The sequence below is a fragment of the Massilia sp. DJPM01 genome (assembly GCF_030348125.1).
GTDB lineage: Bacteria > Pseudomonadota > Gammaproteobacteria > Burkholderiales > Burkholderiaceae_D > Telluria_A > Telluria_A frigida.
Genome location: NZ_JAQOZV010000004.1, coordinates 189,461 through 201,465 on the forward strand (window position 1 = coordinate 189,461; position 12,005 = coordinate 201,465).

Annotated in this window: 10 protein-coding genes; 8 read left to right on the forward strand and 2 right to left on the reverse strand. The window is 60.9% G+C overall.

What is annotated here, in order from left to right; genetic code table 11:
• The first annotated feature begins 142 nt into the window (after positions 1-142).
• The 8 genes from PO883_RS04730 (at position 143) to PO883_RS04765 (ending at position 10,161) form a co-directional block, all read left to right on the forward strand.
• Positions 143-1,831: a bifunctional UDP-sugar hydrolase/5'-nucleotidase gene (locus tag PO883_RS04730; protein WP_289308700.1), complete on the forward strand. Its 1,689-nt coding sequence runs from the start codon at positions 143-145 to the stop codon at positions 1,829-1,831.
• Positions 1,828-3,042: a phospholipase D-like domain-containing protein gene (locus tag PO883_RS04735; protein WP_289308701.1), complete on the forward strand. Its 1,215-nt coding sequence runs from the start codon at positions 1,828-1,830 to the stop codon at positions 3,040-3,042. Before PO883_RS04730 ends, PO883_RS04735 begins: the two co-directional genes overlap by 4 nt.
• Complete coding sequence (locus tag PO883_RS04740) at positions 3,042-4,094, forward strand: S1/P1 nuclease (RefSeq protein ID WP_289308759.1); 1,053 nt, start codon at positions 3,042-3,044, stop codon at positions 4,092-4,094. Before PO883_RS04735 ends, PO883_RS04740 begins: the two co-directional genes overlap by 1 nt.
• A 116-nt stretch (positions 4,095-4,210) precedes the next feature.
• On the forward strand, positions 4,211-5,041 hold the full coding sequence (locus PO883_RS04745; protein WP_289308702.1) for a MipA/OmpV family protein: 831 nt from the start codon (positions 4,211-4,213) through the stop codon (positions 5,039-5,041).
• 232 nt (positions 5,042-5,273) lie between these two features.
• Positions 5,274-6,659, forward strand: coding sequence for an HlyD family secretion protein (locus PO883_RS04750; RefSeq protein ID WP_289308703.1), 1,386 nt, complete (start codon positions 5,274-5,276; stop codon positions 6,657-6,659).
• Positions 6,660-6,680: 21 nt separating this feature from the next.
• The gene (locus PO883_RS04755) at positions 6,681-8,774 is read left to right on the forward strand and encodes a peptidase domain-containing ABC transporter (protein WP_289308704.1); all 2,094 of its coding nucleotides are present in this window, start codon (positions 6,681-6,683) and stop codon (positions 8,772-8,774) included.
• Between the two features lie 197 nt (positions 8,775-8,971).
• Positions 8,972-9,178 carry a hypothetical protein gene (locus PO883_RS04760; RefSeq protein WP_289308705.1) on the forward strand — a complete coding sequence of 69 codons (207 nt, stop codon included), beginning with the start codon at positions 8,972-8,974 and terminating at the stop codon, positions 9,176-9,178.
• Between the two features lie 110 nt (positions 9,179-9,288).
• Positions 9,289-10,161 (forward strand): CPBP family intramembrane glutamic endopeptidase, encoded by an 873-nt coding sequence (locus PO883_RS04765; protein ID WP_289308706.1) that lies wholly within the window; start codon positions 9,289-9,291, stop codon positions 10,159-10,161.
• Between the two features lies 1 nt (position 10,162).
• Here PO883_RS04765 and PO883_RS04770 read toward each other — a convergent pair whose 3' ends face one another.
• Together PO883_RS04770 and PO883_RS04775 are read right to left on the reverse strand one after the other, a co-directional pair.
• Positions 10,163-11,011 (reverse strand): alpha/beta hydrolase, encoded by an 849-nt coding sequence (locus PO883_RS04770; protein ID WP_289308707.1) that lies wholly within the window; start codon positions 11,009-11,011, stop codon positions 10,163-10,165.
• A gap of 22 nt (positions 11,012-11,033) precedes the next feature.
• The gene (locus tag PO883_RS04775; protein ID WP_289308708.1) at positions 11,034-12,002 is read right to left on the reverse strand and encodes an ABC transporter permease; all 969 of its coding nucleotides are present in this window, start codon (positions 12,000-12,002) and stop codon (positions 11,034-11,036) included.
• Positions 12,003-12,005 lie beyond the last annotated feature (3 nt).

The following is a 12,005-nucleotide window of genomic DNA, read 5'->3' on the forward strand; positions in this document are numbered from 1 at the left end:
GAAGAGCGGCCGGTGGCGACACTGGCCGTTTTTTTTCGTCCCGCCCGGGCGTGATCTTTTTGCCTTGATCGATACATTCCCGCTACATTTGAAAGGGCGTGGCGTCCGCTGCGGCCTGCGCTCTTCGGTTATCCTACTACCTATGACACTACTCTCAAGGCCTCTTTGCGCCGCGCTCGCCGCGGCCTTCCTGTCGGCGGGCTGCGCCACGCGCCCGACGCCCCCGATCGAGATCAACCTGGTTGCCCTGAACGACTTCCATGGCCACCTCGACTCCACCAAATTCCAGTACAACAGCATCCACGCCAGCGGCGAGCAAACCGAGCAGGCGGGCGGCATCGACACCATTGCCGCCGCCGTCCAGGCCTGGCGCAAGGAAGACAAGGACTTGCTGTTCGTTGGCGCCGGCGACCTGATTGGCGCTTCGCCCGCCATGTCGTCGATGTGGGCGGACGAACCGGCGTTAGAGGCGCTGAGCCTGGCCGGCATGCGCATCTCCTCGGTCGGCAACCACGAATTCGACAATGGCCGCGCCGAACTGCTGCGCCAGCAGCGCGGCGGCTGCGAGTCGGTCCGTCCTGAAAAAGCCTGCCAGTTCACGCCCGACTTCCGTGGCGCCGGCTTTACCTACCTGGCCGCCAATGTGATCGACGATGCCACCGGCAAGCCGTTCTTGCCGGCCTACCGGATCGAAGACGTCAAGGGCGTCAAGGTCGGCCTGATCGGCGCGGTGCTGCGCAATACCGCGTCGGTGGTGCTGGCGTCGGGCATCGCGGGATTGACGTTCGAGGACGAGGTCAGCGCCATCAACCGCGTCATCCCGGCCATGCGCGCGCAGGGTGCGCAGGTATTCGTGGTGCTGATCCACGAAGGCGGGCACACGCCCGAACCATTCGACAAGCCCGATTGCAGCGACCTGAAAGGCCCGATCGTCGATATCGTCAGGAAGCTCGATCCGGCTATCCGCGTGATCGTCAGCGGCCACTCGCACACCGGCTTCCAGTGCAAGGTCGATGGCCGCGTGGTGACCCAGGGCGAGATGGGCGGCCATGTCCTGTCGCGTATCAAGATGATGGTCGATCCGGCCAGCGGCGCGGTGCGCGACGTCGGGGTACGCAACGTGGTGATGAAACCGGGCCAGTATCCGCCGGACCAGCGCGTGTCGGCCTATCTGAAGCAGGCCAAAGAGCGCAGCGAGGCGGCGCTGGCGCGGCCGGTGGCGCGCGTGGCCATCCGTTCGATCAACCGCAAGGAAAGCGCCGCCGGCGAAACCGTGCTCGGCGGCCTGATCGCCGACGCCGTGCTGGCCGCCACCAGATCGCAGGGCGTGCAGATCGGCTTCATGAACATGGGCGGCATGCGCCAGGACCTCGACGTGGGCGCCAGTCTCACCGCCACCTACGGCGACGTGCAGATCGTGCTCCCGTTCGGGAATACGATCGTGGTCATGGACATGACCGGCGCCGAGATCCGCGCGCTGCTGGAGCAGCAGTGGGCGCGTCCGGCGGCGAGCAGCGTCTCGGTACTGCAAGTGTCGGACGGCTTCAGCTACCGCTGGAACCCGGCCGCGCCGGCCGGCCAGCGCGTGATCCGCGACAGCGTCAGCTTGAACGGCAAGGTGCTCGACGACGCCGCCCTGTATCGGGTGGCGGGCAATAACTTCCTGGCCGAAGGCGGCGACAGCTTCCCGGCATTCGCCGCCGCCGCCAACAAGCGCGATACGCAGATCCGCGATATCGACGCCGTGGTCCAGTTCCTGATCAAGCAGGACAAGGCGGGCAAACCGGTGGGCACCGACACGCCGGCCGGGCGCTTCGGGACGGTGCAATGACGCCGCTTCGGCGCGGCCTGGCGGCGCTGCTTGCGCTGTTCATCGGAGCGCACGCGCAGGCCGGTTTTTCCATTCCCGGCTATGAACTGGTGCAGACCGCGCCGCTGGAAACCACGCTCGTCAACGCCGACTTGCGCAGCAGCGCCGCAGTCTGGTCGCAGCTGTTCGACGAGGCGCGCGGCGAGATCGTGATCGGCCAGTTTTACGCCATCAGCAAGGCCGGCACGCCATTCGAGAAGGTGGTGGAACGGCTCGAAGCGGCCGGCGCGCGCGGCGTGAAGATCCGCTTTTTGCTCGACAAGAAGGGCATCGGCCTGTCCGATCCGGCCACCTTGGAGCGGCTGCGCAAGATCCCCAATCTCGACATGCGCGTGCTCGATTACGCGCAGTTGACCGGCACCGGGATCATCCATGCCAAGTACATCGCGGTCGACAGGAAGGCCGCTTTTATCGGCAGCCAGAACTTCGACTGGCGTGCGTTCACCCACATTCACGAGACCGGCCTGTTGATCACCGACGCGGCCGTGGTGGCGCAGGTGCAGGCCGTGTTCGAGCGTGACTGGCAGGCGCAGTCGCTGCTGGCGGCGAACCTGGCGGTGCCGCGCGCCGTCGCGGTTCCGGTGGCGGCGCAGGCCGCGCAGCTGGTCGCCAGCCCGGCCGCCTTCAATCCGCCCGGCGTGGCCGATTCCGAAGCGGTGCTGCCGGCGTTGCTGGCCGACGCCAGGCAAGAGGTGCGCATCCAGCTGCTCGATTACGCGCCGCTCGGTTACGGGCCTGACAGCACGCGCCCGTACTACGGCGTGATCGACAATGCCGTGCGCGCGGCGGCTGCGCGTGGCGTCAAGATCAAGCTGATGGTCTCGAACTGGAATACCGAGAAGCCGGGCATCGCCTACCTGAAAAGCCTGGCGCTGCTGCCGAATGTGGAGGTGCGCATCGTCACCTTGCCGCCTGCCGCGAGCGGCCCGATTCCGTTCGCGCGCGTCATCCACAGCAAGACCATGTCGATCGACGGCAAGCTGGCCTGGGTCGGCACCAGCAACTGGGCCGGCGGCTACTTCGACAAGTCGCGCAACCTCGAAGTGGTGCTGCGCAACGAGAAGATGGCGCAGCGCATCGGCGCGCTGCACGAGCAGGCGTGGAGCTCCTCGTACGCCCAGCCGATCGAGATCGGCAAAGACTATCCAAAACCGAGCAAGGGGAACGAATGATGAAGAAACTGGCTTGTGTACTGGCGCTGTCCGGCGCCTTCGTATCGGTGGATGCGCTGGCGTGGGGCGCCGAGGGGCACCGCGCGGTCGGCGCCATCGCCGAAAAACTGATCAAGGGCAGCAATGCGGAGAAGCAGATCGCGGCCCTGCTGCTGCCGGGCGAAAGCCTCGAATCGATCACCGTGTGGGCCGACAGCGCCAAGGGCGGTGCCGGCTACACGCCGCCAACGGAGGAAATGAACGCCTACACGGCGGCCAATCCCCGCCACGGCGAATACCACTACACCGACATCCCGTTCCAGAACGAGCACTATCATGATGGTGCGGTGGGCACCGCCGATGTCGACATCGTGCAAACGCTCAAGCAGGCGATCGCCGTTTTGCAGGGCAAGACCGATCCGGCGCTCAATCCGAACAAGCTGACCAGGCGCCAGGCCTTGCTGCTGGTGGCGCACATGACCGGCGACATTCACCAGCCGCTGCACGTGGGGGCGGCGTTTGTCGGCAAGGATGGCAAGTTCGTGGTGCCGAAGAAGCACGCGGATATCGATAGCCTCAACATCTACGATTCGCGCGGCGGCAACAGCCTGCTTCTCGACGACGACAAACTGACCTCGTTGAGCGCCGCCCTGATTCCGGGCGAAGCCAAGCCGCTGCCGCCCGGTGCGCAGAAGTGGACGACCAGGCCGTTCCACGCGTACTGGGACAGCACCGTGGTCGATTACGCGATGCGCCGCATCAGCACCAAGACGCCGGAGCAGTTCGCGCAGAAGGTCATCGACGGCAAACCGGCGGTGACGATGAACACGGGCGACGTCACCAGCTGGCCGTACCAGTGGGCGGATGACGCGCTGGCGGCGTCCAAGATGGCCTATTCGGACGTGACGCCGGGCGCGATCGGCAAGCAGGTGAACCGTAAGGGCGAGACGTATTACACCTTCGGGCTGGAGATGGGATCGAATTATCCGGTGCCCAGTTCGGCGCTGGCCAAGACGCAGCTGATCAAAGGCGGTTACCATCTGGCGTCGCTGCTGAAAACCATCTGGCCGTAACTATCATTTCGACACCTCCCTGTGTAGTCTCGAGAGCTGGCAAGCAGACCGCGCCTCCAACGTCATCCCCGCGCAGGCGGGGATCCAAGTTCGCTGATCCACCCGTGAGCATCCGCATGAAACCAGCCGTAACAATTGCCGCCATCCTTCTGGCCCTCCCCATCGCCGCTTTCGCCGCGCCACCCGAAAACAAACCGCTCCCGCTGTGGGAAGCCGGCGTCCTTGGCGGCGTCGCCTCCGCGCCTGCGTATCCCGGCTCGGCCGACCGCTCATCGCGCGGCCTGGTGTTGCCGTTCCTGATCTACCGCGGCCTGGTGTTGCGCGCTGACCAAAACGGCATCGGCGCGCGCCTGCTCAAGCGCGAGGCGGTCGAACTCGATGTGGGCCTGGCGGCATCGCTGCCGGCGCGCTCCGACGACGTGGCCGCGCGCGCCGGCATGCCCAACCTGGGCCTCTTGCTCGAATTCGGGCCGCGCCTGAAGGTGCGCGTCGCCGAACCTAGCGCATCGAGCCGCATCCGCCTCGACATCCCGCTGCGTGCCGTGATCGAAGCGCGCGCCGGCATGCGCACGCAGGGCTTCACGTTCGAGCCGAAAGTGGTGTACGAAATGCGCAGCGCCGACGGCTTGTGGACCTTCGATGCCAATGCCGGCGTGGCCATCGGCGACAAGAAGGTGAACCGTTATTTCTACGAAGTTCAGCCGCGCTACGCCACATCGACCCGGCCCGCTTATCAGGCCGACGCGGGGCTGATCCTGGCACGGGTGGGCGCGAGCGCGTCGCGCATGCTCAATGACGATATGCGCGTGTTGGGTTTCGTGCGGTTTGAGCGTTATGCGGGTGCCGCCAACGAAGACAGTCCGCTGATGAAGAAGAAGTCCGGTGCGTCGGCCGGCGTGGCGTTCGCCTGGACCCTGGGCCGTTCGACCCGCTTGGCCGGCGACTGAGCGGTATTGCAAGCGCTGCCCTCCGCAGGGCAGCACGCTGACCGTTTGATCTTACAATCACAGTATTGTTCTACCGCAAGCTGACATGCATTAAATAGATTGTCGGAAAAACTTACGTTAAGTCATTAGCTAAGACTTCATGTTCGATAGGCTTTGAGACTCTGTTTCTTCACGCAAACCGCGCCGCTGGAAGGCGACGCGCGCTGCTTACCGTGAAATGAGACCTCGCCCAATGTCGAACATTTGTCAGAACACGCTCACCAGCGCCGCGCCGGATACGCCGCAGGCCGCTCCACCCGAACCTCAAGCCGCCGTTAACGACACCTTCTTCCGCAAGGAGGTGGCGCAAGCGCACGCCAATCAATGGATGGGTGCGATCCGGCTCGCCCAGCCCATGTCGGTCCGGATCGTTGCATGCGTTGCCCTGGCGATGGCGCTGTGCGTACTTGCCTACATTTTCTTCGGCAGCGTGACCAGCAAAGCCCGGGTGACAGGGATGACCTTGCCTGCAGGCGGAAGCTTGACGATCTCTGCCATGAACTCGGGAATTCTTTCTCGCAGTTTCGTGACCGAAGGGCAGGCTGTCGTCGCGGGGCAGCCGCTGTTCGAGGTGTCGACGGAACGCCAGGGCGGCAGCGGGGAGATTTCCATGCTGGTGGCCCAACAGTTAACGATCCAGAAAAACACGCTGGCGTCGGAGCGCCGCACCCGGCTGGCACAGCATCGCGACAAGACGAGCGCCATCGATGAACGTTTGTTGAACGTCAATGCGGAAACGCTGGAGTTGGATCAGGAAATCGCGTTGGCGCAGCGACGGCTCGAACTGGCCAGGGCTAGCCTCGCCAAGTATGAAACACTGCAAGGAAATGGCTTCGTCTCCGCCGCGCAGACGCAGCAAAAGCAAGAAGAATTGATCGATCTTGGCGCACGGGTGAGTACGCTTGCGAGAGCAAAGCTGCAGCTACAAGCCAGCTGGCTGAACCTGACGGCCGAACGCAACGCCAGCGCCGGCGAGCTGGCTAACATGATCGCGCAATTACAGCGTTCGGAGGCCGGCATCGACAAGGACATCGCCGAAAATCAAAGTCGGAAAACCAGTCTGATACTCGCGCCACAGGCCGGCATCGTGGCGACCATCACCTACCGGTCCGGACAAGCGGTCGTTGCAGCTCAGTCGCTGGCGGTATTGATTCCCGGGGCGAACGGCAAGCAATCCATGCAGGCGTTGGAGGTTCAACTGTATGCGCCAAGCCGGATGATGGGGTTTGTCGCTGACGGGCAGACGGTCTTGATACGTTATCAGGCCTATCCCTATCAGAAATTCGGGCTGCATCGCGGGCGCATTGTCGATATCAGCAAGGCGCCGTTCGCGCCGAATGAATTGCCCCCTCATCTGGCCAGTACGATCCTGAGCAATGCCCAACTAAGCACACCCGGAGCCAACAGCAGCGAAGCCTTGTTCCGGATCAGGGTCCGGTTATCGCGCCAGAGCATCGACGTGTATGGCGTGGCGCAGCCGCTGCGCGCCGGGATGACCTTGGAAGCCGACATCGTGCAAGACGAGCGGCGCATTTGGGAATGGATCGCCGCGCCGTTGCTGGCGGCGGCGCAGCGTTAAGTCAATCTGAGGGAGGCGGCGATGAAACCCATTCTACAGACCGAATCGAGCGAATGCGGCCTGGCTTGCCTGGCCATGGTGGCCAGCCATTTCGGCAGCCATATGGATCTGGCGGATTTACGGCGGCGTTTTTCGATCAGTCTCAAGGGCGCGAATTTGGCGCAATTAATGCGCCATGCCGGTTCGATGCATCTCGCCTCGCGGCCGTTAAGACTGGCGCTGGAAGAATTGGGTGCCTTGAAGTGTCCCTGCATACTGCATTGGAATCTGAATCACTTCGTCGTCCTCAAGACGATCAAGCGCAGCTTGCGCGGCAGCACGACTGTCGTTATTTTCGATCCGGCCGTCGGTGAACGTCACCTGACGATGGCCGAGGTGTCGGACCATTTTACCGGGGTCGCACTGGAACTCCTGCCGACGGCGCAATTCGAGAAAAAAGACGCCACCCGGAGAATGTCGATCAAGCAGCTGACCGGACCGGTGGTGGGATTGCGCCGGGCCTTGTTGCAAGTGTTTGCGCTGGCACTGGCGCTTGAAGTGTTTGCGCTTGTATCGCCACTGTTTAACCAGTACGTGATCGACGAGGTGATCGTCAGCGGCGATCACCAGTTGCTGCAGATATTGGTGGTCGGCTTTGCTCTGCTGCTGGTGACGCAGACGCTGATCGGTATCGCGCGCAGCATGGTGTTGATGAGATGGAGTATCGACGTCGGGCTGCAATGGTCGGCCCGCGTGTTCTCGCATCTGATCAACCTGCCGACGGTATTTTTTGAGAAACGTCACCTGGGCGACGTGCTGTCCCGTTTCGGCAGTATTACCGCGATCCAGCAGACCTTGACCAGCGTATTCGTGGAGAGTGCGCTGGATGGATTGATGGCATTGCTGGCCTTGGGGATGATGTTGATGTACAGCGCGGAGCTTACTCTGATCGTGGTCCTCAGCGTCGCGCTGTATGCCGCGTTGAGATGGATTTTCTACCAGCCGCTCAGAGCCGCATCGCAGGAACGGTTGATACTCGCAGCGAAGGAAAATACGCATTTTGTGGAAACCGTGCGCGCCATCGTTCCCCTCAAGTTATTCGGACGAGAGGCCGAGCGCAAGGCACGCTGGCAAAACCTGAAGCAGGATGTCGTGAACCGCGATGCCAGGACCGAAAAACTCACCATTTTGCTCAAGGCGGCGAACAGCACGATCATCGGCTTGCAAGGTCTGGTCGTTTTCTACGTTGGGGCGGGGCTGGTGCTGCGAAACGCGCTGACGGTGGGGATGCTGATGGCATTCATCAGTTACGCGGGGACGTTCGCCGGCCGCATGGTCAGTCTGGTGGATATGCTGATCAGCCTGAAGATGCTCGGGCTGCACGCAGAGCGGCTGTCCGACATTGTTCTTGAGCAGGCGGAACCCACGACCATGTGGGAGAGCGATTTGAGCCGGATTGCTCCCAGCATCACCCTGCGCGATGTGAAGTTTCGCTATGCGGACGGCGAGCCATGGATTCTGGATGGCGTGAATCTGCACATACCGGCGGGGCAGAGCATTGCATTGGTCGGTCCTAGCGGATGCGGCAAGACCACGATGTGCAAGATCCTTCTCGGCTTGCTCGCGCCGACAGAAGGGGAGGTGATGATCGATGGGATACCGATTCAGCAGCTTGGCTTGCCGGCATATCGACAGCTGGTCGGCACAGTGATGCAGGATGATGTGCTCCTGGCTGGTTCTATCATCGACAACATCAGTTTTTTCGACAGCAAATGCGAATATGCGGACGTGCAGCGGTGCGCACGGCTGGCGGCTGTGCATGATGAGATTGTGTCAATGCCGATGGGGTATCAGACCTTGGTGGGGGACATGGGCAGCAGTTTGTCGGGCGGGCAGAAACAGCGGATTCTTTTGGCCCGGGCGCTGTACAAATCTCCCAAAGTGCTGGCGCTGGATGAAGCGACCAGCCATCTTGATATTCAAAACGAACAGCTTGTGAATGCTGCGCTAAGCGCGATGGCGTTGACGCGCATCATGGTCGCGCATCGGCCTGAGACGATTGACTCCGCAGATCGAGTTGTTGGCTTAAGTGCAGGCAAAGTGGTTGAATTACGTCCGGTAACCGTGCCTCAATAATTCTTTGTGAATCAGCCGCATTATTTGCGTTTTGACAATAACTAGCTTGTCAATAGCCGTGACAATAGTTATACGTAAGCAGGATTGAGGAATCAGTCTTCTTACTATTCTCGCCGGTGGATTCTCATCAGTTCATATGCCGGCCTGGATTCAATCGCGCACTTTGGTTCGATTGAAACATATATCAAGGAGTAGTCATGCAAGTAATCGAAAATTCTGCAATTCTGGAGGCAATCGGCGGCAGTGGTAAAGACGATCTGAAGTGCGAAATATCGACGGAAAAAGTTGGATGCGAAGCTACTTTGGGGCAATTCCTCGAAGTAGCTTTCGAAGCGTTTGATGAGGTTCAGAGGTGGGGTGGTAATTTGGGCCGTTGGTTGTATGACAGGGTCCACGGTGATTAAACAGTACTATATCATTGATTCGGCGGCCAGATGACGGAAGTGACGAAGCCCGTGTATCGCCGGGCTTCGTCACAAAACCAGACTTACGATTCCAATGCAAAGGTGGCGGTATGTTGAGTAATCTTGGCAAGCTCTTGAAACCAATGGCACAATCAGCACCGATCAAAATTCATGAAATTATATTTGTGTGGATTTGCGTAATGCTCGTCTGGGACTACGCTGTGGGCAGTTACGGAGAAGGTATTACGAATTTCATCTATATGAAATGGGGCGGTGTGGCATTGACAATGGTATTTTTCAGTAAACGCTTCATTCAGCGAGAAAATCTCAATTTTACCCAATTCATGGGGGCTGGATTCTCAGTTCGGGCGTTAGTCGAATTGATCCTTGTGCTTGTTGTAAGCGTATTCATCGGAATTGGGTGCTGGGCGGCCCTGGTTTTCTTAAGTGCAAAAATCGATATCGATTGGGCATATCGCCATTGGCATTTCGCGAAGCCCTCAGCGTTTGATAACACAAATTGGCTGCCGAGTTGGCTGGTCCTGCAAGCAATTACAATTGTCGTGTTGGGTCCCATTATCGAAGAAATTGTTTTTCGCGGTTTCATATTGCGTCGCTTATGCGAAAAGTATCGATTGAGCGTCGCGATCATCGTTTCGTCATTGATTTTCGGGATTGTTCACTTCGATCAGGGTTTTTTAGGAAGTTTTGTAAATGGAATTCTCTATGCAATTATTGCGATCAGGTTCGCTTCACTATATGCTCCAATATTTGTCCATGGCGGCTATAACGCGATCACTTTTTTCATCGAGCGAATGTATGGCGTCTCGTTGGCCGCCGAAAAAACGCAGATTGATTCCATCGGCTATTGGCTGCCAGAACTTGCGCTACTTCCGTTCTGCATGGTCGCGTTAATTTGGTATTGGAAAATGTTCTTTTGTACCAATATAGTTGTGTCATCAGCGCTCGTACAGCGTCACTGAACTAATCAATGCGTTGAAGTTGCTGCGCCATGAACCGGCCGATTCGCGTTTCATACTCGCGCGTCGCCATGCCGTGGAAGTCGGTGTGCGCCGCCCCGGCAACGATCCACAGCTGTTTTGGTTCTGGCACGGCGGCGTAAATGCGGCGGGTTTCGGCCTCGTTGGTATGCTGATCCTTCTCGCCACCCACAATCAGGGTAGGGCAGGCCAGCGCTCCCACCGCATCGATCGGCCGCAGTTGGTCCAAAGTCAGGTCCAGCCGCAGCGGCACCTGCCATAGCAACAGCGGCGCGAGCGCCGCACCCGCGCTCCCCAGATACAGGCGCAGGCGATTGTCGATCGCTTCTTCAATCGTCGGATACATCGCCTCGATCACCAGCGCATCGATCCCGCGTCCGGGTTTCGACAACACCAGCGCTGCGGCGCCGAGCGAGGTGCCGATCACGCCAATCCGTTCACCCGGCTGTTCGTGCCTGAGGTACGCGAGCGCGGCGCGCACGCCGGCGGCCTCGCGTACGCCGAAGCTGATGCGCTCACCCGCGCTTTCGCCGTGCGCTTGCAGGTCGATCAACAGCACGCCGTACCCCAGTCCCGACAGAAATCGTGCCCGCCCCAGCATATGCAGGCGGTTCCCGCGCACGCCGTGCAGCAGCAGGACTGCACCGGCGCCCGGCGTGCCGCGCACCATCCAGCCCTGAATGGGGCCGGTGGCGGTGTTGATGGTAATCGAGGACGCGGGGAAGTCGGGCGGTGCGGCGCCGATCTGGCGCCGCGCGGGAGAACTGAGATATTCGCCGGCGCCGAACAGCGCCCCGAATCCCAGCAACAGCAGACAGGCGAAGGCGATCATGCCGCGCTTCGCCATTGCGGGTTTAACGCGATTTGACGAACGGCTTGCCGATCGCTTTCGGCGCCACCGACTTGGCCATCAGACCGGCCAGCACAATCACGGTCACCACGTACGGCACCATCTGGATCAGCGAGCCCGGAATGCGCCCGATGCCCGGCAGGTCGACGCCTTCGATCTGGATCTGCACGGCGCTGAAGAAGCCGAACATCATGCAGCCGAGCGCCGTGTACATCGGCCGCCAGTTACCGAACACCAGCGCGGTCAGCGCCAGATAGCCCGCCCCCGCCGACATGTCGCGCAGGAAGAAGCCACTTTGCACGATCGCCAGGTACGCGCCCGAGAACGAACACAGGATGCCCGCCACCAGCATCGCCATATAGCGCGTCGTTGCGACATTCACGCCGGCCGCATCGGCCGCATGCGGATTCTCGCCGCAGGCGCGCAGGCGCAGGCCGAAGCGGCTGTGGTAAATCACCCAGTGCACCAGCGGGATCAGCGCGAACGCCAAATACACCAGCGCCGAATGGCCGCCGATCACGTGCCCGTAGAACCAGCCGATGAAGGGAATGCCTTCCAGCGCCTGAGTGCCCGGCAAAACGATATCGAACAGGCGCGCCTGGCCCAGGTCCGGCGTGCGGCCGCCCTGCTGATAAAAGAACTGGGCCAGCACGAAAGTCAGGCCGCTCATGGCGATGTTGATCGCAATGCCGCCTACCAGCTGGTTGCCCTTCTGGGTGATGCTCACATAACCCTGCAGCAGCGCCAGTGCGGCCGATATGGCCACGCCGGCGGCCACGCCGTACCAGGCATTCTGCGTGGTGAAGGCGACAGCGGCCGAGACGAACGCGCTGGCGAGGATTTTGCCTTCCAGCGCAATGTCGACCACGCCGCTGCGTTCGGCGAACAGGCCGGCCATCGCGGCAAAAATCAGGACAGGCGCATTGCGGATCGTGGACACCACGATGCTGGCTAAATGGAGGTCTTCGAACATGGC

Bases quoted from the DNA above. Each gene is read 5' to 3' on its own strand.
- PO883_RS04730 (WP_289308700.1), top strand. From the start codon at position 143: ATGACACTACTCTCAAGGCCTCTTTGCGCCGCGCTCGCCGCGGCCTTC.
- PO883_RS04735 (WP_289308701.1), top strand. From the start codon at position 1,828: ATGACGCCGCTTCGGCGCGGCCTGGCGGCGCTGCTTGCGCTGTTCATC.
- PO883_RS04740 (WP_289308759.1), top strand. From the start codon at position 3,042: ATGAAGAAACTGGCTTGTGTACTGGCGCTGTCCGGCGCCTTCGTATCG.
- PO883_RS04745 (WP_289308702.1), top strand. From the start codon at position 4,211: ATGAAACCAGCCGTAACAATTGCCGCCATCCTTCTGGCCCTCCCCATC.
- PO883_RS04750 (WP_289308703.1), top strand. From the start codon at position 5,274: ATGTCGAACATTTGTCAGAACACGCTCACCAGCGCCGCGCCGGATACG.
- PO883_RS04755 (WP_289308704.1), top strand. From the start codon at position 6,681: ATGAAACCCATTCTACAGACCGAATCGAGCGAATGCGGCCTGGCTTGC.
- PO883_RS04760 (WP_289308705.1), top strand. From the start codon at position 8,972: ATGCAAGTAATCGAAAATTCTGCAATTCTGGAGGCAATCGGCGGCAGT.
- PO883_RS04765 (WP_289308706.1), top strand. From the start codon at position 9,289: ATGTTGAGTAATCTTGGCAAGCTCTTGAAACCAATGGCACAATCAGCA.
- PO883_RS04770 (WP_289308707.1), bottom strand. From the start codon at position 11,011: ATGATCGCCTTCGCCTGTCTGCTGTTGCTGGGATTCGGGGCGCTGTTC.
- PO883_RS04775 (WP_289308708.1), bottom strand. From the start codon at position 12,002: ATGTTCGAAGACCTCCATTTAGCCAGCATCGTGGTGTCCACGATCCGC.